Source organism: Methylothermaceae bacteria B42 (assembly GCA_001566965.1).
Classification (GTDB): domain Bacteria; phylum Pseudomonadota; class Gammaproteobacteria; order Methylococcales; family Methylothermaceae; genus Methylohalobius.
Genome location: LSNW01000012.1, coordinates 66717 through 89862 on the forward strand (window position 1 = coordinate 66717; position 23146 = coordinate 89862).

The 23146-nt window shown below is 52.6% G+C and carries 21 protein-coding genes and 1 pseudogene; 12 read left to right on the forward strand and 10 right to left on the reverse strand.

The window, feature by feature from the left end:
- Positions 1–292: 292 nt before the first annotated feature.
- The 7 genes from AXA67_00390 to AXA67_00420 all read right to left on the reverse strand — a co-directional run bounded on the left by AXA67_00390 (position 293) and on the right by AXA67_00420 (position 6348).
- The gene (locus AXA67_00390) at positions 293–1198 is read right to left on the reverse strand and encodes a recombinase XerC (GenBank protein ID KXJ41298.1); all 906 of its coding nucleotides are present in this window, start codon (positions 1196–1198) and stop codon (positions 293–295) included.
- On the reverse strand, positions 1195–1899 hold the full coding sequence (locus AXA67_00395; GenBank protein KXJ41299.1) for a hypothetical protein: 705 nt from the start codon (positions 1897–1899) through the stop codon (positions 1195–1197). Before AXA67_00395 ends, AXA67_00390 begins: the two co-directional genes overlap by 4 nt.
- Complete coding sequence (gene dapF, locus AXA67_00400) at positions 1896–2705, reverse strand: diaminopimelate epimerase (protein KXJ41354.1); 810 nt, start codon at positions 2703–2705, stop codon at positions 1896–1898. Before dapF ends, AXA67_00395 begins: the two co-directional genes overlap by 4 nt.
- Before the next feature lie 11 nt (positions 2706–2716).
- Positions 2717–2896, reverse strand: coding sequence for a hypothetical protein (locus tag AXA67_00405; protein ID KXJ41300.1), 180 nt, complete (start codon positions 2894–2896; stop codon positions 2717–2719).
- Positions 2893–4140, reverse strand: coding sequence for a diaminopimelate decarboxylase (locus AXA67_00410; protein KXJ41301.1), 1248 nt, complete (start codon positions 4138–4140; stop codon positions 2893–2895). The genes AXA67_00405 and AXA67_00410 overlap by 4 nt, the downstream gene beginning before the upstream one ends.
- A 283-nt stretch (positions 4141–4423) precedes the next feature.
- The gene (locus AXA67_00415; protein ID KXJ41302.1) at positions 4424–5815 is read right to left on the reverse strand and encodes a C4-dicarboxylate ABC transporter; all 1392 of its coding nucleotides are present in this window, start codon (positions 5813–5815) and stop codon (positions 4424–4426) included.
- Entirely contained in the window at positions 5812–6348 is a 537-nt protein-coding gene (locus AXA67_00420) for a C4-dicarboxylate ABC transporter permease (protein KXJ41303.1), read from the reverse strand. Before AXA67_00420 ends, AXA67_00415 begins: the two co-directional genes overlap by 4 nt.
- Positions 6349–6413: 65 nt before the next feature.
- Here AXA67_00420 and AXA67_00425 point away from each other — a divergent pair, with 65 nt between their 5' ends.
- The 3 genes from AXA67_00425 (at position 6414) to AXA67_00435 (ending at position 10640) form a co-directional block, all read left to right on the forward strand.
- On the forward strand, positions 6414–8819 hold the full coding sequence (locus AXA67_00425) for an ATP-dependent protease (protein KXJ41304.1): 2406 nt from the start codon (positions 6414–6416) through the stop codon (positions 8817–8819).
- A 241-nt stretch (positions 8820–9060) separates the two neighbouring features.
- The gene (locus AXA67_00430) at positions 9061–9996 is read left to right on the forward strand and encodes a methylenetetrahydromethanopterin dehydrogenase (GenBank protein ID KXJ41305.1); all 936 of its coding nucleotides are present in this window, start codon (positions 9061–9063) and stop codon (positions 9994–9996) included.
- Between the two features lie 320 nt (positions 9997–10316).
- Positions 10317–10640, forward strand: a complete 324-nt coding sequence (locus AXA67_00435) for a hypothetical protein (protein ID KXJ41306.1) — start codon at positions 10317–10319, stop codon at positions 10638–10640.
- 234 nt (positions 10641–10874) lie between these two features.
- On the opposite strand, the gene AXA67_00440 is transcribed toward AXA67_00435, so the two are convergent.
- Both AXA67_00440 and AXA67_00445 read right to left on the reverse strand, forming a co-directional pair.
- Positions 10875–12455: a glutamate synthase gene (locus AXA67_00440; protein KXJ41307.1), complete on the reverse strand. Its 1581-nt coding sequence runs from the start codon at positions 12453–12455 to the stop codon at positions 10875–10877.
- Positions 12456–12672: 217 nt separating this feature from the next.
- Complete coding sequence (locus tag AXA67_00445) at positions 12673–14820, reverse strand: pyridine nucleotide-disulfide oxidoreductase (protein ID KXJ41308.1); 2148 nt, start codon at positions 14818–14820, stop codon at positions 12673–12675.
- A gap of 459 nt (positions 14821–15279) precedes the next feature.
- Between AXA67_00445 and AXA67_00450 the strand changes: the two genes are divergently transcribed.
- The 4 genes from AXA67_00450 to AXA67_00465 all read left to right on the forward strand — a co-directional run bounded on the left by AXA67_00450 (position 15280) and on the right by AXA67_00465 (position 18261).
- The gene (locus AXA67_00450) at positions 15280–15780 is read left to right on the forward strand and encodes a hypothetical protein (GenBank protein KXJ41309.1); all 501 of its coding nucleotides are present in this window, start codon (positions 15280–15282) and stop codon (positions 15778–15780) included.
- Between the two features lie 21 nt (positions 15781–15801).
- Entirely contained in the window at positions 15802–16368 is a 567-nt protein-coding gene (locus tag AXA67_00455; GenBank protein KXJ41310.1) for a hypothetical protein, read from the forward strand.
- 24 nt (positions 16369–16392) lie between these two features.
- A complete protein-coding gene (locus AXA67_00460) occupies positions 16393–17247 on the forward strand; it encodes a radical SAM protein (GenBank protein KXJ41311.1) in 855 nt (284 codons plus the stop codon).
- Positions 17248–17316: 69 nt separating this feature from the next.
- On the forward strand, positions 17317–18261 hold the full coding sequence (locus AXA67_00465) for a hypothetical protein (protein KXJ41312.1): 945 nt from the start codon (positions 17317–17319) through the stop codon (positions 18259–18261).
- On the opposite strand, the gene AXA67_00470 is transcribed toward AXA67_00465, so the two are convergent.
- On the reverse strand, positions 18258–19337 hold the full coding sequence (locus AXA67_00470; GenBank protein ID KXJ41313.1) for a hypothetical protein: 1080 nt from the start codon (positions 19335–19337) through the stop codon (positions 18258–18260). The genes AXA67_00465 and AXA67_00470 overlap by 4 nt on opposite strands.
- Positions 19338–19585: 248 nt before the next feature.
- Between AXA67_00470 and AXA67_00475 the strand changes: the two genes are divergently transcribed.
- From AXA67_00475 to AXA67_00495, 5 genes and pseudogenes are all read left to right on the forward strand, one after another.
- Positions 19586–20746, forward strand: a complete 1161-nt coding sequence (locus tag AXA67_00475) for a branched-chain amino acid ABC transporter substrate-binding protein (protein KXJ41314.1) — start codon at positions 19586–19588, stop codon at positions 20744–20746.
- Positions 20743–21042, forward strand: a complete 300-nt coding sequence (locus AXA67_00480; GenBank protein ID KXJ41315.1) for a hypothetical protein — start codon at positions 20743–20745, stop codon at positions 21040–21042. The genes AXA67_00475 and AXA67_00480 overlap by 4 nt, the downstream gene beginning before the upstream one ends.
- Positions 21029–21372 (forward strand): annotated as a pseudogene (locus AXA67_00485) (hypothetical protein). The gene AXA67_00480 and the pseudogene AXA67_00485 overlap by 14 nt, the downstream one beginning before the upstream one ends.
- On the forward strand, positions 21369–22328 hold the full coding sequence (locus AXA67_00490) for a hypothetical protein (protein ID KXJ41316.1): 960 nt from the start codon (positions 21369–21371) through the stop codon (positions 22326–22328). The pseudogene AXA67_00485 and the gene AXA67_00490 overlap by 4 nt, the downstream one beginning before the upstream one ends.
- 14 nt (positions 22329–22342) lie before the next feature.
- The gene (locus AXA67_00495) at positions 22343–23137 is read left to right on the forward strand and encodes a hypothetical protein (GenBank protein KXJ41317.1); all 795 of its coding nucleotides are present in this window, start codon (positions 22343–22345) and stop codon (positions 23135–23137) included.
- The last annotated feature ends 9 nt before the right edge of the window (positions 23138–23146 follow it).

Genomic DNA, 23146 nt, shown 5'->3' on the forward strand with positions numbered 1-23146 from the left:
TCAACGTTATCAATTTAAAGTTTGGTAAGCTCTGAATAATTCATCCCGGAGCGGAAATCAAATTCGGAATTTTATGCAAAATTTCCAACCTAAATTTTGCAAGTGATTCGAGCACCGAGGGTGCCAAGCAAGGCTTTAGGCAAGGCGGCAAACCAATTTTCGCGCAGGAGTAGCCGCGCTACTTCGAGCATAAAATTGGTGCAGCCAACGCAGCATAAAGGCTTGATTTGGCAGCCGAATGCCGAAACACTTGCAGAATTTAGGTCCAATAGGTTAGCAAATTTCCATGGGCTCATTTACGTTTTTTTGCCCGCGGATGGGCCCGATCATACACTTGCGCCAAGTGTTGGAAATCCAAATGGGTGTAGATTTGAGTCGTGGCGATATCGGCATGTCCCAACAGCTCTTGTACCGCTCTCAAATCTCCGCTGGCCTCCAGCAAATGACTGGCAAACGAATGCCTGAGCAGATGAGGGTGCAATCTTTGCTCAAATCCCAAGCTTTTACCCCATTTCTCCAGCCTGAGCTGAACATTCCTCCCGCTGAGGCGGGTGCCGCTGCGGTTGACAAAAAGCGCCTTTTCCATAGGAGCGGCTATTTGGCCACGTATCCGCAGCCATTTTTCCAATGCGGCCAGAGCACATCTTCCAATCGGCAACAGCCTCGACTTGCGTCCTTTACCCGAACGCACCAAAGCCGCGCCTTCCTGCAAATCGATATCTTCCACGTTCAATTCTACCAATTCGCTCAAGCGGATGCCGCTGGAATAAAAGACCTCCCACATCGCTTGATCACGAATATCCAGCTCCGATGCTACCTTCGCCTCCAACAATGCCGTCACACCATCGATATTCAAGGTTTTGGGCAGCGCCGCAGGGGCTTTGGGAGATCGCACGTGGCGGGCTGGATTATCGTTGATCATGCGCTGCTTGACTAAAAAATCAAAAAAGCTGCGCAAAGCCGACAGCTCTCTTTGCAAACTGCGGGGGCTGATGCCTTGCCGGCTTCTCTCACTAACATATTGACGCACCATAGACTCATTGAGTTCCATCCATGTCTCAAGACCCAGTTTCTGGAAAAAAACCAAGGCCTTTTTCAAATCCCGCTCATAAGCCTTGACGGTATGGGGAGACGCTCGCCGTTGGCTGCGTAACACTTCAAGAAATTGATCCAGCAAGGATTCCAACTGGGTTTTCACTCGGAAACCTGGGACAGGTGGATCAAGCCATTTAGGCGCATGCCTATCACTTCTCCCAGTCGCGCCAAAATCACCTTGCCTAAGTTTGGGGTAAAACGCTCCAAATCTCGGCTGCCAATGGCCAAAATACCAGTCAACGCGGGTTGGCGCAGAGGAATCAAGGCACACGAACGGATTTCATCTTCAGAAGGAAACAAAAATTCCACCTGGCTCGGTGTAGGCGGGCCAATATAGGGGGAGCCTTCTTCCAAAACCGTCTGAAACAATTCAACATGGTAGGGCGCGGCAAATATGCCCGACAGAGGCAGATCAGGACCGCCGGCGAATATCTTCAGCGTCACCCACTCCGCCAAAAAATGCGTCCGCAGCGTGTCTTCCACCGCGGCAACCACATCGGTCAGGCTATCGGCCTGCAGCAATGACAAAATCAGGATATGTAATTTACTGAGTAATGCATCGTTTTCCCTGGCAACCTGAATCAGATTATTGAGCTGATGACGCAGATTGAGATTCTTCTGGCGCAGCTGCGCCACTTGGCGTTCGATCAAGGAGACTGCCGGGCCGCACTCGTGGGAAAGGGTCAAATTTTCCAATAAACTGGGATGATGCGTAAAAAACTCGGGATGAGCGGCAAGATAAGCCGCCACCTGCTCCTCTGACAAATCAGGGGACTGACCTTGATGTTTGGTTTTCCGGCTCATAACATTATCTCCCCTTCAAATACAAATTCCGCCGGCCCTGTCATCATAACGCTTGAGCCGCGTCCTGACCATTCAATTTCCAATTCTCCGCCAGGCAAGGCCACTTTGACCGGTGACTGGAGCCTACCCTGCTCAATTCCAACCACCGAGGCAGCACAAGCACCACTGCCACAAGCAAGGGTTTCACCCGCGCCGCGTTCGAAAACCCTAAGGCGAATGGCATGAAAATCGAGCACCTCCATAAAGCCCACATTGATCCGCTCGGGAAACAGATGATGATTTTCTATTTTAGCGCCAATTTCCTGGACCGGCGCCTTGTCTATATCAGGAACGGTGATAACCGCATGGGGGTTTCCCAAAGAGGCTGCGCCAAAAAACCACTGTCGCCCTTCAATCTCCAGAGAATATTCTGTGGCTTCTTCGCTGACAGCCAAAGGAATTTCCGCTGGCGCAAAACGAGGAACCCCCATATCCACCTTGACCTGGTTCCCCCCGATAATTTCCAGTGTCATTTGCCCGGCGGCGGTGGCCACCTGGATCACATCCCGGGCAATCAATCCCTTGGCGCGGACGAAACGGGCAAAGCAACGGGCGCCATTGCCACATTGCGCGACTTCCGAACCATCGGCGTTGAATATCCGGTAGCTGAAATCCACCTTGGCGCTGGGCGGCGGCTCTACTAGCAGCACCTGATCACATCCCACGCCGAAATGCCGGTCCGCCAACCGGCGGATTTTTTCTGGCGTAAGAGAAACCGGCTGATTGACCCCGTCAATCATCACAAAATCATTCCCCAGCCCATGCATTTTGGAAAATTTCACAATATTATCTCACTGAAATAGGGTCTGATTTTTTCTAAGAGCCAATAAATATAGTGGGTATTGAGGCGGGTTGGCTGAAGCGTGTTCGCACCCTGGATGGGTGCGATCAAGCCTACAGGGAAGTATTCACGGCGTCTCTGAAGACAACCCGCCTCAATACCACCTGCATATCTCATGGCAACAACCGCTCTCCCCGCCACAGATCTTCCACCGATTCGCGCTCCCGCACCACATGGGCTTGATCGCCCGAGACCATGATTTCCGCCGGTCGCGGCCGGGAATTGTAATTGGAACTCATGACAAAGCCGTATGCCCCCGCCGAACGGACCGCCAGCAAATCCCCCTCCCGCACCGCCAAAGCACGCTCGCGGCCCAGAAAATCGCCGGTTTCACAAACCGGACCTACGACATCGACAGTCTGTTCCGGGACATCTGGGCGTTTTTGCACGGGAATGATGTCTTGCCAGGCATCATACAAAGCAGGCCGCAGCAAATCATTCATCGCCGCATCCACAATGGCAAAATGTTTGGCCGGGGTTTGCTTGAGATATTCCACCCGAGTGACCAAAATCCCGGCATTGCCGGCAATGGCCCGTCCTGGCTCCAGGAAAATCTTGTAGGTTTCTCCTTCAAGGCGCTTCAGAATCGCGCTGACATACTCCGTGGGCTCTGGCGGTGCCTCGTCCCGATAGCGGATACCCAAACCGCCACCCAAATCGAGATGGGATAAAACAATCCCTTCCGCCTTCAATTGGTCGGCAAGATCCAGCACCCGTTCCAAAGCATCCAGAAAAGGCGCCACACTGGTTAATTGTGAACCGATGTGACAATCCAGGCCCACGATTTCGATATGGGGCATGGCCGCGGCGCGGCGGTATTCGTCCAACGCCGCCTCCGGTTCAATGCCAAATTTGTTTTCTTTCAGGCCTGTGGCGATATAAGGGTGGGTTTGCGCGTCCACATCCGGATTGACCCGCAACGATACCGGCGCCTTGACCCCCAACGCCCCGGCAATCCGGTTGAGCCGGTCCAGCTCTCCCTGGACTTCCACATTGAAACAGCCAATGCCTGCTGCCAGACCCTGGCGCAATTCCGCCTCGGTTTTACCGACGCCGGAGAAAACTACTTTGGCCGGATCGCCGCCAGCCTTCAGCACCCGCGCCAGCTCCCCGCCGGACACGATATCAAATCCCGATCCCAAGCGGGCCAGCAAATTCAGTACCGCCAGATTGGAATTGGCCTTGACCGCATAACAAATTTGATGAGGATGCTCCCCAAAAGCCTGATCGAAAGCCCGCCAATGGCGCTCCAGGGTAGCGCGGGAATAGATATAAACCGGCGTCCCGTGTTGAGTGGCGATCTCCGCCACCGGCACCTCTTCGGCGTAAAGCTGGTCTTGCTGATATTGAAAATAATCCACTTAACGTTTTTCCTGTTTTTTCTCTTGCTCGGGGGAAGGCAGATACAGCGGGCCTTTTTGACCACAACTGGCCATCATCAATCCAATAACTAAACCCGCTAGAAAATAAAATAAAATTCGTTTTCTAAACATTTCACTCATTCAAAAGTGTAAAAAGCCTTGATGGTGCCGGGGGAATGGACTGAAGGACGTATGTGGCCAGGATGGCCATATTCGAGCCCCCATGGATGGGTTCACGGCGTCCCTGAAGGCCATTCCCCCGGCGCCTCCACAATATTGCGTATCACTCACCATAAATCTGATGAGGCAACCAGGTCGCCAGGATTGGCCACAAGGCCAGAATCGCCAGCATTACAATCTGAATGGCAATAAACGGCATGACACCGAGGTAAATCTGGCCGGTGCTGACTGTCTTGGGTGCCACGCCCCGCAGATAAAACAGAGCAAAGCCAAAAGGCGGGGTCAAAAAAGACGTTTGCAAATTCATGGCAATCATCACGCCCAGCCATATCGGATCCAATCCCATGGCCAGCAACACCGGCCCCACTATCGGCACCACCACAAAGGTGATCTCGATAAAATCCAGCACAAACCCCAGGGCGAACATCACTGCCATGACGATGACCATCGCCCCAAACGCGCCACCTGGCAGATCCGACAGCCATTCCACTACCATCTCGTCCCCGGAAAAGCCCCGGAAAACCAGCGAAAAAACCGAAGCGCCAATCAAAATCAAAAACACCATGCTGGTTACCCGGGTGGTGCTGCGCATCACTTCCCGCAACCGGGGCAAATCAAACTGTCTTTTGAATATTGCCAGTATCATCGCGCCTACCGCACCTACCGCCGCTGCTTCCGTCGGTGTCGCCAGCCCACCCAAAATGGAACCCAGCACGGCGACAATGAGCACCAATGGCGGCAGCAAGCCTTTCAACACCCGTCCCAGCAGTTGGCCGTCGGGATGATCGCTATCTTCTGCGGCGGGCATCCAGTCAGGCTTGAGCCAAGCTACCACTAAAATAAACAAGAGATACAACAATACCAGGCCCAAGCCTGGAAGCAGCGCTCCGGCAAACAAATCCCCCACCGCCACGGTTTTGGGGGCGAATATCCCCATATCCAGCTGGGCCTGCTGATAGGCGGAAGAAATCACATCCCCCAACAGCACCAATACAATGGAAGGCGGAATGATTTGTCCTAAGGTACCGGAAGCACAGATGGTCCCGCACGCCAAGGCAGGGCTATAACGGCGCTTGAGCATGGTGGGCAGGGACAGCAGCCCCATGGTCACCACCGTGGCGCCCACAATGCCGGTACTGGCCGCCATCAGCATCCCTACCAAAGTCACCGCCACCCCCAAGCCGCCGCGCAAGGCGCCAAACAACTCGGCCATGGTATCGAGCAAGTCTTCGGCAATTCGCGAGCGCTCCAGCATCACCCCCATGAATACAAACAGGGGCACGGCAATCAAGGTCTCGTTGGTCATGATCCCATACAGCCGGTTGGGCAATGCCTCCAGGAAGGCGGGATCAAACAAATCCAGCCGCCATCCCAGCCAGGCGAATCCCAACGCCGTCCCACCCAGGGCGAAGGCCACCGGGTAGCCTGTCAACAGCACCAAGAATACAGCGCCGAACATGGCCATGGCCAGGGTATATTCATCCCACTGGTTCATTCAGTCCGCGCCTCTCTGTATCCTGCCATTACCAACAGCGCCCGCAAGCTCTGGGAGAACCCTTGTAGCATCATGGTGACGGCAAAAATGAGAATCAAGCTTTTGAGCAAATAGACGGCCTCGAGGCCGCCTGCTTCCCGCGAGGTTTCATGCACCGCCCAGGAATCGTTCACATAATCCCAGGCGCTCCAGGCAATAAATCCACACACCGGCATCAGCAGCAACCAGGCTCCAAGGAAGTCAATCAGCGACCGCGGCTTGGGGCCAAAGCGCTGATACAGAATATCCACCCGTACGTGGGCGTCGTGCTTCAAGGTATAGGCAGCGCCCAGCAAAAACACCACAGAATGCATGTACACCACCGATTCTTGCATGGCGATCCAACCCAGATCGAAGCCATAACGCAGCACCACCACCAAGAATGTCACTACCACCATACCTAGGGTCAACCACGATACAAGCCGACCCAACCATTCGCTGAAAGCATCGACGAGGGTGGCAAACAAGGCGATAATTGACAAAAGAAGTCTCATCCCAATGAAAAGTGACCGAAAACTTATCATTATAAACTGGAATCCGCGCTCAATCAGAGAAATCCATGACCAAACCTTTACATCCCTCCTTAAACCCCCGGCAACTTCGTCCGCACGATATCGAAGCATACTTCTCTTTTGAATCCACTGCGGAACTGGAGCCCTTGGCCGGGGTGCTTGGCCAGCAGCGGGCGCAACAGGCGCTGGAATTTGGCATTGCCATGCAAAATCGGGGTTATCATGTTTATGTGATGGGCGAGCCGGGCAGCGGCCGCCTGCCATTGGTGGAAACCACGCTTCATGCCATTGCCAAGGACAAACCCACACCGATGGACTGGGTTTATGTCAATCATTTCGAGCGCCCCCGCGAACCGATTGCCATAGCCCTGCCTGCCGGCCAATGCGTTTCCCTGGCGAACGATATCGATACCCTCATCGACAAATTGCTCGCCACCTTTCCCGTCGCTTTTGACGGTCCATCCTACCAGCGCCGTAAAAACCGTATCGAACGGGAATTCAACCAACGTTACAACCATGCCCTGGACCTGGTGGAACGCAAAGCCCTGGAAATGAACGTGGCGATGTTCCGCGATGGCGATCAAATTACCTTCGCCCCCATGAAAGACGGGGCTCCTGTGGATGATGCCCAATTCACACAACTGACGGACAGCGAAAGAAAAGCCTTTAATCAGGCTGTTGATAAACTGGAAAATTATCTCGCCGACCTCCTCGCCGAACTTCCCCAGTGGAAGCGGGAAGCCGCGGAAAAGCAGCGGGAGTTGGACCGGCAAACCATCCGCCAGGCAATCCACCCTTTACTGGAACCCTTGGAACGCAAATACCAATCCATCCAAGGTTTGGAAGACTATTTTTCCGCTCTGCGCAAGGACCTTGAAACCTCCGTCCTGGAAAGACTCTGCGTGGAAGGGGTGGATGAAACCACCAAAAAGAAATGGCTGCAGGATTTGTATGCGCCTAATTTGCTGGTCAGCCATACTGCCGATGACGGCGCGCCTGTGGTGTACGAACCCCATCCCAGTTACGCCAACTTGTTTGGCCATATGGAATACACGGCTGAACAAGGCATCATGGAAATCAATTACCGGATGATCTACGCCGGCGCCCTCCATCGCGCCAATGGTGGTTATTTAATCCTGGAAGCCAACAAGCTATTTACTGAACCCATGGTCTGGCCAGCCCTAAAACGCGCGCTCCAGCGCCGTCAATTGACCATCGAACGGCCCCTGCCGGAACCCACCAACATGATCCCCGCCACCCTCAACCCCAAACCCATTCCGTTGGATGTTAAGGTGGTTCTCATTGGCTGCCGCGAGCATTTTTATCTACTTCAGCCCGCCGACGAAGAATTCAACGAGATCTTCCGGGTGCTGGCGGATTTTGACGATGAAATTCCCAGAACCCCGGAGACCATGGCGTTATTTGCCCGTTTTCTGGCCTATCAAAGCCAATACCACCAGACTGCGCCCCTTACCAGAAAGGCCGTGGCTAAATTGGTTGAATTCAGCGCCCGATTGGCGGAACGGCAAAACAAATTTTCCGCCCAGTTGGGAGAAGTCGTGGATACCCTGTGTGAAGCCGAATGGCACCGCCAACAAGCCAAGCAAGCAATCATTGACGGCGTTCATGTGGACCAAGCCATCGCCGCCAAGGAAATCAGGGAAGGGCGGCTGGCCCAGGAAATTCTGGAAGAAACCCTGGCCGGCACGATACTGATTGATACCGATGGCGCGGCAGTGGGCAAGATCAACGGCTTGACCGTGTTTGAAACCGGCAAACTCAGCTTTGGCACGCCTGCCAGGATCACCGCCACGGTTTACCCTGGTTCCAAGGGCATCGTCGATATTGAGCGGGAAGTAAACCTGGGCCAACCTATCCATTCCAAGGGCGTGATGATTCTGTCCGGCTATCTGGGTTACCGCTACGCCCAACAATTCCCCTTCGCCATCTCCGCCCACATCGCCCTGGAACAATCCTACGGCTATATCGACGGCGACAGCGCCGCGCTGGCCGAAGTCTGCGCCCTGATCTCGGCTCTCACCCATATACCTATCAAACAATGCTTGGCCGTTACCGGCTCTTTGAATCAATATGGCGAGGTTCAGGCCGTGGGCGGCGTCAATGAAAAGATCGAAGGTTTTTTCCGTCTCTGTCAGGCCAGGGGATTAAACGGCCAACACGGGGTGCTGATCCCTGCCGCCAATCGCCAGCATCTGATTTTGAAACAAGAAGTCGTCAATGCCGTAGAAGCTGGCCAATTTACCATTTACCCAGTCACCACCGTGGACCAGGCACTGGAACTGCTAACAGGACAAATTGCCGGTGCCACGGATGAACAGGGCAATTACCCCGAAGACAGCGTCAACGGGAAAGCCGTGGCGCGGTTAAAAGAGATTGCCGAGATGTATGAACGGTATGAGGAAGGGCGTGGGGAGCAGGATTCGCAAGAATAAGTCTTCGGTAAACGTTTTAGAGCAGCCTGTTTTATACAGTCAAACTCAAACGTTCATGTATTGACAAAGCTCCCACGCTTAATGAATTCATCATCAGATAGATTTAACCTATTGGCTTAAACATTCCATCCGGTCATTTTTGCTTATTGATTAAAGTTTACTGCATCCCTGCCGCTGAAAAAGAAAATCCCTTTCAATTCTGAACAAAAGCGTAACAGCTCTCAGCAAGGCAGGTGCAAAAATGGCGCAAAAAATTCTTTATATGCTGGTTCCAGGTTCCAACGTGAGTCCCTTTGATGTTTCCATTGCTGCTGACTCCGGTTATGACCTGGTGATACCTCTGACAGGCATTAAAAATGAAGATGTCATCCCCACAATTCAAGATGCCATCTTTTGCCGAGCGCCAAAGAACTTCAATAACACAGGAATTTTCATCGGGGGGCGGAATGTCAATCTTGCCACCGATATGATTGAGCGGGCCAAGAAAGCCATGGTGAGTAGTTTCCAGGCAGCGGTATTCGCCGATCCCAATGGCGCTTACACCACCTCGGCCAGTGTTGTGGCACTGGTGGAAAAAACGCTCAAAGAGGCGCTGGGACAAGGGCTTGAAGGATTGAAAGTAGCTGTTTTTGGCAGCGGCCCGGTGGGTCTGTGTTCCGGGGTGTTGGCGGCCAAAGCGGGCGCCAGGCCTTATTTTTGCCAGCTCACCGCGGACGAACACGTCAAGGCTGCCAATCGGTTCTGTGAGCGTTACGAAGTGGAAGTCCCTTGGGTGAGCGCGGAAACCTACCGGGAAAAAATCGAGGCAGTCAAAAATGCCGATGTGATTCTCTGCGCCGTCAAAGCAGGCATCCGGGTGCTCGATCAAGAAATTCTCGATCACGCTGCAAATTTAATTGTAGCCACCGACACCAATGCTGTCCCGCCCAGTGGCGTGGAAGGGGTCAATGCCCATGACAAGGGCGTCGTGGTGGAAACCGCCAGCGGCTCATTTAAAGGCATAGGTCCGCTGGCCATCGGCAATCTCAAGTACAAAACCCAAAACGGCCTGTTTAAAAAAATGCTGACTTCCGATAAAGCTGAAATGATTGATTTTGAAGATGCTTATCGTTTCGCGGTTTCGCTATTGAATAAAGTAGCAGTCAAAGATACCGACACATTGGAAGAAGTGGCGTAAACAAGCATATTTCTGCTAACAGGAGGCGCTTAAATTAACAGACGAAATGGAAGGTTTTTTCAGCATACTCAATACCCGGTTCCAGTTCCCCGATCTTCAAGCAAAACGCCGTCTAAAATGAACTTGAAGCATCGGGCAATAGGAAGAGACGCCACAAAACCAGGCCGGAAATCAAAGCGAAAATCAAAACAGCTTTTTGTGATTTCATAAAAATTTTGGCTAGCAGACTCAAAAACAAAATACATCCATCCCGTCAGTTTCCCTTCAGGTTAGGGCTGTTATAAAGAAACCGTCACTAACAAGGCAAGGAGGTCATTGCCATGGAAAAGAAAATCCTATTGTCCAGTGTAGGTTTTGGGCTCTTACTCAGTTTGGGTGGCTGTGCAAACGTCAGCGGTCCTTATGCTTATCAAGGCGCCGCGGCGGGCGGGGCCATCGGCGCGGTGGCAGGCGCGTTGATTGACGATCACAACCGCTGGCGCGGAGCTGTGATTGGCAGTGCTCTCGGCGGGGCCATGGGCGCGGCAACCAGCGAAATTGCGGCGCGCTCGGCGCGGCAATCCTATAACAACAACCAACCGGTATATTATCCTCGATATGAAGACAACCATTATCACCGGGATTACTACTATAGCCGGCGTTGAAACCATAATAAACGGCGGGTCGGGTTAGCGTTGGCCTGGCCCGATCTTGCTGATTGAGGAAGAATGACTTTCCCTCGATCCCGCGCTCACCACCTATCAATTTGCTTTTTCGGAGGCGGGGAAGGGGTTGCCGGACCGAAATACGTCCATGAATTTAGGCCCGGAGCGGCCATCCATGGCCGCCCACAGCCCCTTCCCCGCCTCCCCTGCGGAACTGGTGGCAAGGATCCCGCCCTAGAAACTATCGGTTGTAGTTTCTTTGAGATGACACGCAAAATGTGCCGGAATATCACCCTTTAGCAGGCAACCGGGCTCCAGATAAGGAAAAATTTGATCGTAGCGGCGGATTTCGGCCTGGCTGACGCGGCGGAAGATGTGGGTTCGGTTGAGTTCGCTGGGATGACGCAGACCCGCCGAGGAAAGCAGATCGGCGGTGGCGTGGATGGTTTTGGCGTGGTAGTTGGCCACCCGCTTGGCCTTGTCTTTCACTACCAGGCCGTAATACAGCCGTGGGTCTTGGGTGGCGACACCGGTGGGGCAGCGGTTGCTGTTGCAGGTGAGGGAATGGACACAGCCAAGGGCCAACATCATGCCCCGGGCGCTGTTGCAAAGGTCCGCCCCCAAGGCCAGATTTTTGACCAAATGAAATCCGGTGAGGATTTTGCCGGAGGCGATGACGCGGATATGGGACCTAAGGCCGTATCCAGTCAAGCAATCGACGACAAATGCCAAGGCTTCGCGAAGCGGCATGCCAACGGAATTGGAATATTCCAGCGGCGCCGCTCCGGTGCCGCCTTCGCCGCCATCGACAGTGATAAAGTCCGGCAGGATGCCGCTTTCCACCATGGCCTGACATAGGGCGATAAATTCGCTGCAACGGCCGATGGCCAGTTTGAAACCCACCGGTTTGCCGCCGGAAAGATCGCGCAGTTGCTCGATAAACGCCGTCAATCCCAAAGGGGAATCAAAAGCGCTGTGAGCGGAGGGAGAGTTGATTTGGGTATGGGGCGGGACGCCTCGAATCCTGGCAATTTCCGGAGTGTTTTTTCCCGCCGGCAGGATACCGCCGTGGCCGGGTTTGGCGCCTTGGGAAAGTTTAATTTCAATCATTTTGACCACTTCCAGCCGCGCTTTTTCCTGAAAGGTTTCCGGGCAAAAATTGCCATGCCTGTCGCGGCAGCCGAAATACGCGGTGCCAATCTGCCAGATCAGATCACCCCCGTGGGCCAGGTGATAGGGGCTGATGCCGCCTTCTCCGGTATTGTGGGCGAATCCTCCCATCCTGGCCCCCAAATTGAGGGCTTCGATAGCGGTGGGACTGAGAGAACCAAAACTCATAGCCGAGATATTGAAGATGCTCGCCTGGTAAGGCCGGGTGCATCGAGGCCCGCCAATCGTCACCTGCAGTTCATTTTTCATCACCTCCACATCGATGGCGGCAAGGGAATGGCCAATCCATTCGTAGCCGCTGCGGTAAACATCCACCCGCGTGCCGTAGGGCACGGTTTCCTGGGTATTTTTGGCGCGTTGGTAGACGATACTGCGGAACATCCGGTTGATGGGCATGCCCTCAGTATCCGACTCGATGAAATATTGTCGTACAAAAGGCCGGAAAAACTCCATCACCCAACGGAAACGGCCAATTAGTGGGAAGTTCCGGCGGATGGAATGGCGGGTCTGAAGCATGTCATAGAAGCCGGTGACCACCATCGGCATAATGACAACCAGGGACCAAAGAATCGGCGGCCAAAGAAATTGGACAGCGGCTATTCCACCCAACAGCAACAGACTGACAACAACAAATGTTCGCCGCATTACTCCATCTCAATCAAATGAAGTTCAGTAAGGTTATTGTGATTGGCCTTTATGCCAGCATGCATTAATTTATATAATGGCATATAGTGGCATTGGGGGATGGTATTCGGGGTGTACGCGACCTGGACGGTCGCGTCCAAGCGCCCAGGGATGGGTTCACAGCGTCCCCGAATACCATTCCCCAATGCACATACAGCAGTGGTCTTTACCCGTCGTTTTAACCTAGCCGCCACCTATGATAACGCGCCAGCAAGCCCATGAGCCATTGGGGAGTATGTGCCCTGCGCCAGACGCCGGCGGCATATTTGTTGGCCTCCGCCAAGGTGGGGTAAATGTGAATCGTACCCAGGATTTTATTCAACCCCAAACCGTGCTTCATGGCCAAGACAAATTCGGCGATCAGCTCGCCCGCCGCTTCTCCGGCAATGGTCACCCCCAAAATCCGATCCTTGCCCGGTGGTGTAATGACTTTAACAAAACCTTCCGTCTCGCCATCCGCGATGGCGCGGTCCAACTCCTTCAATGGGTAAACGCTGACTTCGTGGGGGATTCCCCGGGCTTTGGCTTCCTGCTCATTCAAACCCACCCGCGCTATTTCGGGCTCGGTAAAGGTGGCCCAGGGAATCACCGAATAATCAACTCGGCTTTTCTTGAAATCACCCAACAGGGCATTGATCACCGCGAACCAGGCTTGATGAGCCGCGGTATGCGTGAACTGAAAGGGACCGGCCACATCACCGCAAGCATAGATATTGGGATAACGAGTCTCCAAATATTCGTTGGTCTCGATTGTGCCTCGGTCAGTCAGGGAAATTCCCAGTTCCTCCAGGCCGAAACCCTCCGTATTGGCGGTACGGCCGATGGCCACCAGCACTTGGTCAAAAGGGATGCGTACTTCTTGTCCCTGATGCTCCGCAAGCAAAATTTTCTCACTATTCTCCCAAAGAAAACGGACCACCAGATGTTCCAGCCGCAAGTCAATTCCTTCGGCCCGGAAGCGGTCCATGACCATTTGTGAGGCTTCCGGGTCTTCGCGGCCCAACAAGCGTGAATTTTTCTCCACTTGGATGACTTGACTACCCAGGCGCGCGAAGCACTGGCTCAGTTCGCAACCGATGGGACCGCCACCAAGGACAAGCAAACGTTTGGGCAATACACGCAGGTTCCAGACGGTGTCGGAAGTCACGTAACCCACCTCTTCCAGCCCGGGAATAGGTGGCACGAAAGGCCGCGCGCCCGTGGCAATAATGATGGCGCGGGTGGTGAGCGTGCGTTCTCCCTCGGCGGTCTTCACCTTGACTTGCCAGGGAGAGACAATTTCAGCCTCTCCCTGGAGAACCTCTACCCCCAGCCGGGTATAACGCTCCACCGAGTCGTGGGGTTCGACGGTTTTAATGACTTGCCGTACCCGCTCCATCACTTCGGCAAAGTCAAATTCCGCCTCCGCCTTGCGAATTCCGAGCGCTCCCGCACGCCGGATCTGAGCCAGCAAGCGGGTGGTACGGATAAGCGCCTTGGACGGCACACAGCCCGTATTGAGGCAATCGCCACCCATGCGGTCTTTTTCCACCAGCGTGACGTTGGCCTTCATCACCGCCGCCAGGTAAGCCGAAGAGAGCCCCGCCGAACCGGCACCGATGACAATCAGGTTGCGGTCGAAACGCCGCGGCCTGGGCCAACGGGCCAATATTCGGCGCGCCTTGACCTTCTCAACCAGCCATTTGGCAATCCATGGAAACAACCCCAGCAGGGCAAACGAACCCAACAAGGTGGGGGAAAGAATATCTCCGGCCGATTCGATCCGGGCCAGTTGCGTACCCGCATTGACATAAACGACCGTCCCCGGCAGCATCCCCACTTGACTGACCCAATAGAAAGTACGCACCGGCATGGCGGTCAGGCCCATCGCCAAATTAATCACAAAGAAGGGAAATACCGGCACCAGACGCAAGGTAAAAAGATAAAACGGACCATCACTGCGGATACCTTCATCGATAGCCCGCAAGCGATCCCCAAAGTGCCGCCGCACCCAATCGCGAAGTACAAAACGGGCCACCAGAAAAGCCAGGGTCGCCCCAATACTGGAAGCAAAGGACACAATCACCGTTCCCCACAAAAGCCCGAAGACCGCTCCCCCAGCCAACGTCAAAACCGCCGCGCCCGGCAGGGACAAGGCGGTAACCGCAATATAGATCAACCCATACCACAAGGCGGCAAGCCAGGGGTGGGCATTGCGGTAGGCATCGATAGCCGCCTGTTGTGCCTTTAAACTTTCCAGGGTCAAAAAGCGCTGCAAATCAAAAATAAAAAAAGCGGCCACCAGACCCATCAGGATTAAAAGACTTAACAGACGGAGTCGATTCATTAATAATCTCCTTTAAGAAGTCATTGTCGTTCAAGATTTCCGCTGATTGGTCTACTAAACGCCTATCTTCTTACAAGGAGGCGCATAACACCGTGTTTTTGCTGCTGAGATTTGGAAGAAGGGATCGTGTTAAAATCCTTGATATTTTTTAAATAAACCGGCTGAGTGGTACGTTACCATGGCAACCCTTGATGTAGGAAAAATGAGCAAGATTGAACGCCTCCGGATTATGGAAGCCATATGGAATTCCCTCCTCCATGATGAAAGCGGCATCGAATCACCAAATTGGCATGAAAACGTTTGCAAAAAAGAAAAAGAAAGGTTGAACAGGGAAAATCCCAATTTCTTTCTTTGGAGGAAGTGAAATCGATCAATCAATGAATATTAAGCACATCCAAATATTATCGGATGCCTTGGATGATTTGTTAGTAGGTCATAACCAGTCAATTACAGGTAATCATGCGTCTCTTCAATATCTTGCTTTTCACCACTTTACTTCTCTTGGCCGGCTGCGCCAATTTGTCCACCTTTGAGCAACCCAGGGTTTCCGTAGTCGATGTCCAGCTCCAGGGGGGCAAATTGCTGGCCCAAAAATTTCTGGTGACCCTGCGGATCGACAATCCCAATGATTATGGCTTCAACATCAACGGGGCGGTGGTGGACGTTTTTTTGAACGACCAACCCCTGGCCCGCGGCCTCAGTAACCAAAAAGTCTCCGTTCCCGAATATGGCAGCGCCGATATCAACGTAATCGCCACGGTACAAGTTCTGGATATGTTCAAGCAAATCATGGCCCTGGGCACTCAACGGGCCATTGATTACCAGGTAAAGGGGCACATGAACGTCAGCCGGGGCTGGACGGGCGATATCCGAATCCCTTTTGAACAGAAAGGGGAGTTGGATTTTTGGCGTTTCATTGGTGAACAGGCGGTTCCCCAACCGCTGAACGAGGACTATTAAACCCATTGCAAGGTGACATTCATGGTTGCCAATTTGAACGATAGCAAACGCTGGACTTATCAAGACTATCTCCAGTTTAAAGATGACAAGCGTTATGAAATTCTGGATGGAGAATTGCGCGATATGACGCCTGCACCCTCTGTCAGTCACCAATCGTGCTCCCGTAACCAGGAATTTTGTTTTCTGGAATATGCCCGCGCCCGGCAATGGGATTATGTTTTTGACGCACCCATTGACGTGATTCTCTGTGAAGACAATGTGGTTCAGCCAGATATTGTTCTGGTCAGCGAAGCCCGAAAAGCCCTTATCCAGGAACGCGGCATTTTCGGCGCGCCTAATCTGGTGGTGGAAATCATCTCTCCCTCCTCGGTGCATTATGACTATTTGGTCAAAAAAACCCTTTACGAGAAGTTTGAGGTGAAGGAATACTGGATTGTCGATCCCGCCAACCGTAGCGTAGAAGTGTTGGGGCTCAAGGAAGGTAAATTCGAATCTGTCTGTTTCGTATGCGAATCAGGAACCGCGCACTCTGCTCTCTTGTCTGATTTTCAAGTCACTTTGGAAGACATCTTTTCCCAAGGGATGTGAGTCAAACGTCTTCCCCATCCATACATGACAAAACCTTTAACCATCACTAATCACAACCGCGATAGCGCGGGGATGACTTATGTTTATCCTGTGGTTTCCCGCCGCGCTGGCGGGATTTCCATCGGCATCAATTTCAATTCCAACAATGCCTGCAACTGGCGCTGTATTTACTGCCAAGTGCCCAATCTCAAGCGGGGCGCCGCGCCGGCCGTTGATTTGACTTTGTTGGAAGAAGAGCTCAGATCCCTGTTGGCCGACATCGATTCCGGCGTTTTTTACCAGCGTTTTGAAGTCCCGCCGCGATATCGAGAGTTACGGGATATCGCCATTTCCGGCAATGGGGAACCCACCAGCCTCAAGGATTTCCACCAGGTCATCGCCCATCTGGGCACTTTATTCGAGCGCTTGAATGTGCCCCAAAACCTGAATAAAGTCATCATCAGTAATGGCAGCCTGGTCCATCGTGAACCGGTGCAAAAGGGCCTGAACCTGTGGGGGGAAATAGGCGGGCAATTGTGGTTCAAACTCGATAGCGCCACCCCAAAAGGTATGCGCCAAATCAATCAGGCCGCCATAACGCCGGAGCGGGTGATGACCCATTTGCAAACCGCCGCGCACTGTTGCCCCACTTGGCTGCAAAGCTGCCTATTTACTCTCGACGGTCAATTACCGAAAGCTGAAGAACAGCATGCCTATCTGGATTTTCTCCGTCAGGCCCGGCAGCGTGGAATTGCCTTGCAAGGAGTCATGCTTTATAGCCTGGCGCGCCCTTCCATGCAGCCGCAGGCGCATCGTTTGGGGCCGGTTCCCGAGGCTTGGTTGAGTTCATTCGCCCAGAAGATCCGTAATTTAGGAATCACGGTTAAAATGACGCCATAACCCTATCGATTTCAGGGATTTAATTCAGTAAACTTTACATTTCATCCTTCGGGCAGAGAGGTTTTCATCATGCAATATTGCGCGTTTATTCACACCAATCACAAACAATGGCTGGGGGCAGTGGTGGCCGCCTATGCCATGAAACGCAATTCTCCCAATGCCAATAAGTTTGACGTCCAGATTATTGCCCACAAAGACTATCCCTTTCTCCACGAGCGGGAAGGGCAAATTTACCTCCGGGATGGTCAAAAACGCCCCTGGTTGAATGAAGACTTGCAGTCTTTCACCCCGCTGCGCTTCATGCCGCCCGAATTGATGCATTACCAGGGCCGGGCGGTGGTGGTGGACCCGGACGTCTTTGCCGTCGGCGATGTCTGGGAACTGTTGTCCCGGGACATGGCAGGGGCCGCTATTCAATGCCGGATGCGCTCGGGCAGCAAAGGCCGGCGGGGTTGTTACGCCAGCAGCGTGATGCTTCTGGACTGCGCCAAATTGACCCACTGGAAAACCAAAGAAACCTTCGCCAAGATGTTCGAATTCGAAGTCGATTACATGGACTGGATTTCCCTGAAGCTGGAAAACCCCGAGACCATCAAGCTGTTCGAAAACGAATGGAACGATTTCGACCGTCTCACCCCGGCCACCAAAATGCTCCACACCACCAAGCGCAAGACCCAGCCATGGAAAACCGGGCTGCCGGTGGATTTCCGCCCGGCGGAGAAGAAAAACCTGTGGGGCTGGATTCTGCGCACCCGCCGCCAATTGTTCGGGGAATACGCCCTGCTCGGCCACTATAAACCTCACCCCGATCCCAATCAGGAACGCTATTTCTTCGGCCTGGTCAAGGAGTGTTTGAAGCAAGGCATTGTGACCGAAGAACAGGTTCGCGAGGAAATGCGCAAGAATCACGTCCGCCACGATGCGCTGGAAGTGATTGAGCGGATTGAGCCCTTGGCGCCGCCTCCGGGACATCCATTGGGATGGGATAAAATCGAGGAAAAAGCAGCCGCCTAAGAAATAAACAACGCCTTCACCCGCGCCGCGGTGATGGCCAATTCATCCACTGGCGCGGGCGGCTGACGGACAAATTCTTCTCCCAACCAAACCGCCCGGCCGGATTCAATCAAGGCCTGGTGAATCCGGCGGATATCGCGCCGCATTCGTTTTGGGGCGAGGGATAACACCAGGCTGCTGCGCCAAGCTTTCCATCGGCGTCTATCCCAAATTGCCCTGGGCGAGGGAGAGACCGGTGTTTCAGGACGCATTGCCCATCGACCGCTACCGAAGGGAAAGATATATACCGGTTTGCCAGTGGCGCAGGCCTCGGCCAGCATGGAAATACTGTCGCCAGTGACGACAATGTCAGCCGCCATCCCAAGAAAGCCCAAGTAAGGATTGGCTTTATCCCCTGGCTTGAATGGATGGATGTACTTGGCTACCGTCATTTCCCGCGCCAAATGAGCGATGGCTTCCGGCGGCGTCCTGGCGCTGGTGGTAACAAGTACCGAAGCCCCTTTTTCCTGCGCCAGCCTGTTCACTTGAACACCCAACTGTTGTGCCGCTGTTTCGTCAAACACGAAAGGGCCGCTGTCTCCGCCCACCAGCAGGGTAATATAAGGCGGTGGAAGTGCCACTTTCGGTTGCCATTGACGGGCCGCTTGCCTCAGCCTTTCTTCAGTTACCCGATGCAGTGGCAGCAAGTTGGTATGGACATTGGCCAAATCGGGCAATTGATATTGGGGGGTGGTGACAATCAGATCAAAATGCTTCAAAGTCGCCCAGGGCCGACCAACGTGGACGATACGAACATTCTTTTGCACCTGCTTCCGAATCCACAAAACGGCGGCTTCATTGCGCCTTCCGGCGGTTAGAATCAAATCGGGCCAGGGCGGCTTCAGCGAATCGCTTTTCTCCAAGTCAATCCCGGCCAAAGTCGCGCCCAGCCTGCCCACCAACAACTCATAGGGCCGGTAAGCCATCCGCTTGATTTCATATGGCCATCCCAACGCTTCCGCCAAGGCTAAGAGCTGATTGTTGTCGCCGGCTTTGTGACCGCACAACAGCCAGACACGGGGTATATCAAAATTCATATGGGAAACAGGAATACGTTATTTAAACACGCAAAGGATTGATTGAAGGGGCATGTGGTCTGCATCGAAAGCCTCGCCGGCAGGGAGGCCGGCGTGGAGCCTACAGGGAAGTATTCACGGCGTTTTTCGAAGCAGACCACATGCCCCTGCTTGAATAGATAAAGGAGCCCCGATATGGGAAATTTTCCTGAATTTTCAGGTCCGGCGGATCGGCTATAATGGGGCGTTGTAAGGTAAACCATACTGATATGTTATACAAACTCTTCCCCCTTTTCCTTTGCTTGTTTTCCCATTACCTGACCGCGGCCACGTTGACCATCGGCTATCTTGGCCAACAGCGGGAGGAGATCCGCCCGGCGACGGCCAATTTGGAACCCTTGTATCAAGACATCGGACTGCGCGGTGTGGAGTTGGGCATCGAGGATAACAACACTACCGGACGTTTCACTGGACAACAATTCATCCTCCTGTCGGCCATGTTGGAGCGGGACGAGGATCCCAGCCGGGCATTTTATTTCCTGGTCAAGGAAGGGGTTCGCCATATCGTGGTCAATCTTCCCGCCACCCAACTATTGAAATTGGCCGGTCTCCCGGAATCCCAACAAACCTTATTGTACAATGCCGGCGCCTATGACGATGGCCTGCGCAATGAAAACTGCCGCGCCAATGTTTTGCACACCCTTCCCAGCTACGCCATGCGCGCCGATGCGCTGGGCCAGTATTTTTTGAAAAAACGCTGGACCGATTGGTTCCTGGTGCCGGGCACCAGAGAAGATGACAAAAACTTCGCCAAGGCGCTGAAACGCACCGCCACCCGCTTCAAACTGAACATCGTCAAGGAAAAACCCTGGACCCACACTTACGACGCCCGCCGCACCGCCCAGTCAGAAGTAGCGGTTTTTACCCAGGGCGTGGATTATGACATCTTGCTGTTGGCCGATGAAGCAGGGCTGTTCGGCGATTATTTCCCCTACCGCACCTGGCTCCCCAGACCTGTCGCTGGCACGCAAGGCCTGGTGGCCACATCCTGGCACCCGGCCCATGAACAATGGGGCGCGGTGCAATTGCAAAACCGCTTCTGGGAAAAGGCCGGACGCTGGATGAAGCCCCGGGACTACGCCGCCTGGCTGGCGGTCAGGGCCATCGGCGAGGCGGCCACCCGGACTCAGAGCCTGGACTTCCACGTCATCAATAAATATTTATTGAGCGATCAGCTGGCCCTCGCCGGCTTCAAAGGCAAGCCTTTGTCCTTCCGGCCCTGGAACGGCCAACTGCGCCAGCCCATTCTCCTCAGCGGCCCAAGGGCCGTGGTTGCCGTCGCCCCGCTGGAAGGTTATCTCCACCCAGTCAATGAACTGGATACGTTGGGGTATGATAAACAGGAATCTCAATGTCATTTATCACGATGAAACGATTACCCATTGATCAAGAGACATTAAAAAACCTATGCCAAAAATATCGCATCCGGCGGCTGGCGCTTTTTGGCTCGGTGTTAAAAGGCACTGAGAACCTTGACAGTGATATTGATTTGATTGTGGAGTTTTATCAGGATACCCAGCCAACGCTATTCGATCTTGTCATGATGGAGGAAGCGTTTTCCAAATTGATGAAGCGTCCCGTAGATCTGCGAACGCCCGCGGAATTAAGCCGTTATTTCCGAAAGCAGGTCTTGGAGGAAGCAGAAGTTCAATATGAATCGGCATGACTTGGTTCGCTTACGTCATATGCATGATGCAGTGCTATCAGCCTTGAAGTTTGCCGAAGGCCGAACTCAATCCGACTTAGGTGAAGATGATATGCTGTGCTTTGCCCTCATTCGGGCGCTGGAAATTATCGGTGAGGCCGCCGCTCAAATATCCACGGAAACCCGGAATTCATATCCAAATATCCCTTGGAAAGCGATGACTGGGATGCGTAACCGGCTTATTCATGCTTATTTCGATGTTGACCTGGAAATCCTCTGGCAACTATCGATAAGGCGCTTCCAAACCTTCTCGCCCAATTAGAATCCATTTTAATAAAGGATAAAGAATGAATTATGCAATTATTGCTTTTCTACTCCTCATCTCTCCAGTACTCTCCAGCGCTGACACAGTATTCGTCACCCTGGAAAAGGACAACGCCCTGGCGGTCGTGGACGGCAAATCCCTGGAATTGACCCGCACGGTTAAAATCGGCCGCCGCCCCAGGGACATCAAACTGAGCCCGGACTTCAAAAAACTCTACATCGCCACCAGCGATGACGATACCATCCAGGTGCTGGAGGCCGAAACCTACAAGATTATCGGCAAACTCCCTTCCGGGGAAGATCCGGAAACCTTCGCCATTGATCCCCAAGGCAAACGGCTCTATGTCTCCAATGAAGACGACAATCTGGTGACGGTCATCGACCTTGCCAGCGGCAAGGTGGTCAAATCCATTCCGGTGGGGGTGGAGCCCGAGGGGATTGATGTCAGCCCTAATGGCAAGTGGGTGGTTAGTACCTCGGAAACTACCAACATGGCCCACTGGATCGACGCCAAAACCCTGGAAATCGTCCACAATACCTTGGTCGATCCCCGTCCCCGCGCCGCTCATTTCACAGCCGACAGCCAGCAGTTGTGGGTCACCTCGGAAATCGGCAGTACCTTGACTATCATCGATGCCAACAGCAAACAGATAGTCAAAAAACTGCATTTCCAAATTCCCGGAGTTACCCAGTCGTTAATCCAGCCGGTTGGCGTGGTGGTGGATAAAAACCGCAAATATGGCTATGTGGCTTTGGGACCGGCTAACCGGGTGGCGGTCATCGACGCCCAAAAGCTTGAAATTATCGATTACCTCTTGACCGGCAAGCGGGTCTGGCACTTGGCTTTTTCCAGCGACGGCAAACGGCTTTACACCACCAACGGCGCCAGCCACGATGTAACCGTCATTGATACGGAAAAACTCAAACCCATCAAATCCATTCCGGTGGGGCATTATCCTTGGGGGGTGGCGGTTAAACCGTAACTGATGATTTAGACATGAAAAAATCAACTAAATCACCTTTGAAAAATAAACCATTACGGCTTCCTGGACAGTCACTTAATAATGAAATACGTTTTTTAATAGATGATAAAGCACTCAATTACATTTTACTTCCTATTTTTTTACTGGTATTTACCATTTGGAATTGGTTACTGCATTATCAAATAATAAAAATAACACCAAGTTCGCTAAAATTTCTCACTTTATTCACAATATTAATTTCCATATATTGCGTTTTTAGAATATTTAAACTCATTCGCAAAATAAAACGATTAAAACTAGGAAGGGATGGAGAAATAGCCGTCGGACAAACACTTGAATATTTAAGAAATAAGGGTTTCCGTATATTCCACGACATCATTGGAGAAGGTTTCAACCTGGATCATGTTATTGTTGGAGAACAAGGCATATTTTGCGTGGAGACAAAGACTTATTCAAAGCCAAGCAAAGGTCAGTGTAAAATAACTATCAATCATGAAGGAATTTCTGTCAACGGAAGCAAGCCCAATAGTAAGATATTTTCGCAAGCAAAAGCACAAAAGGCATGGCTAGAAAGAAAGATTTCCCTTTTAACTGGAATTAATGTGCCTGTTCAACCAGTAGTGGTTTTTCCTGGCTGGTTTGTTGATAACAAATTGGATGACAACTCCATATGGTTTCTTGAGCCAAAAGGCCTTCTAAAATATATTGAAAAAGCTAAAGTCACTTTAGACAAAAGAACTGTTAAATTTATTTCCAATCAATTATCCCAATTTATTAGGGATAATTATGACTATAACCAATATTATTAGTTGCTAATT

What these genes read in the sequence shown, in the direction of transcription:
- AXA67_00460 (KXJ41311.1), top strand. Translation starts at nt 16,393, where the DNA reads ATGACAAAACCTTTAACCATCACTAATCACAACCGCGATAGCGCGGGG.
- AXA67_00405 (KXJ41300.1), bottom strand. Translation starts at nt 2,896, where the DNA reads ATGAGATATGCAGGTGGTATTGAGGCGGGTTGTCTTCAGAGACGCCGT.
- AXA67_00495 (KXJ41317.1), top strand. Translation starts at nt 22,343, where the DNA reads ATGAAAAAATCAACTAAATCACCTTTGAAAAATAAACCATTACGGCTT.
- AXA67_00415 (KXJ41302.1), bottom strand. Translation starts at nt 5,815, where the DNA reads ATGAACCAGTGGGATGAATATACCCTGGCCATGGCCATGTTCGGCGCT.
- AXA67_00395 (KXJ41299.1), bottom strand. Translation starts at nt 1,899, where the DNA reads ATGAGCCGGAAAACCAAACATCAAGGTCAGTCCCCTGATTTGTCAGAG.
- AXA67_00490 (KXJ41316.1), top strand. Translation starts at nt 21,369, where the DNA reads ATGAATTATGCAATTATTGCTTTTCTACTCCTCATCTCTCCAGTACTC.
- AXA67_00480 (KXJ41315.1), top strand. Translation starts at nt 20,743, where the DNA reads ATGAAACGATTACCCATTGATCAAGAGACATTAAAAAACCTATGCCAA.
- AXA67_00420 (KXJ41303.1), bottom strand. Translation starts at nt 6,348, where the DNA reads ATGAGACTTCTTTTGTCAATTATCGCCTTGTTTGCCACCCTCGTCGAT.
- AXA67_00470 (KXJ41313.1), bottom strand. Translation starts at nt 19,337, where the DNA reads ATGAATTTTGATATACCCCGTGTCTGGCTGTTGTGCGGTCACAAAGCC.
- AXA67_00475 (KXJ41314.1), top strand. Translation starts at nt 19,586, where the DNA reads ATGTTATACAAACTCTTCCCCCTTTTCCTTTGCTTGTTTTCCCATTAC.
- AXA67_00430 (KXJ41305.1), top strand. Translation starts at nt 9,061, where the DNA reads ATGGCGCAAAAAATTCTTTATATGCTGGTTCCAGGTTCCAACGTGAGT.
- AXA67_00455 (KXJ41310.1), top strand. Translation starts at nt 15,802, where the DNA reads ATGGTTGCCAATTTGAACGATAGCAAACGCTGGACTTATCAAGACTAT.
- AXA67_00440 (KXJ41307.1), bottom strand. Translation starts at nt 12,455, where the DNA reads ATGCGGCGAACATTTGTTGTTGTCAGTCTGTTGCTGTTGGGTGGAATA.
- AXA67_00435 (KXJ41306.1), top strand. Translation starts at nt 10,317, where the DNA reads ATGGAAAAGAAAATCCTATTGTCCAGTGTAGGTTTTGGGCTCTTACTC.
- AXA67_00465 (KXJ41312.1), top strand. Translation starts at nt 17,317, where the DNA reads ATGCAATATTGCGCGTTTATTCACACCAATCACAAACAATGGCTGGGG.
- AXA67_00425 (KXJ41304.1), top strand. Translation starts at nt 6,414, where the DNA reads ATGACCAAACCTTTACATCCCTCCTTAAACCCCCGGCAACTTCGTCCG.
- AXA67_00450 (KXJ41309.1), top strand. Translation starts at nt 15,280, where the DNA reads ATGCGTCTCTTCAATATCTTGCTTTTCACCACTTTACTTCTCTTGGCC.
- dapF (KXJ41354.1), bottom strand. Translation starts at nt 2,705, where the DNA reads ATGCATGGGCTGGGGAATGATTTTGTGATGATTGACGGGGTCAATCAG.
- AXA67_00445 (KXJ41308.1), bottom strand. Translation starts at nt 14,820, where the DNA reads ATGAATCGACTCCGTCTGTTAAGTCTTTTAATCCTGATGGGTCTGGTG.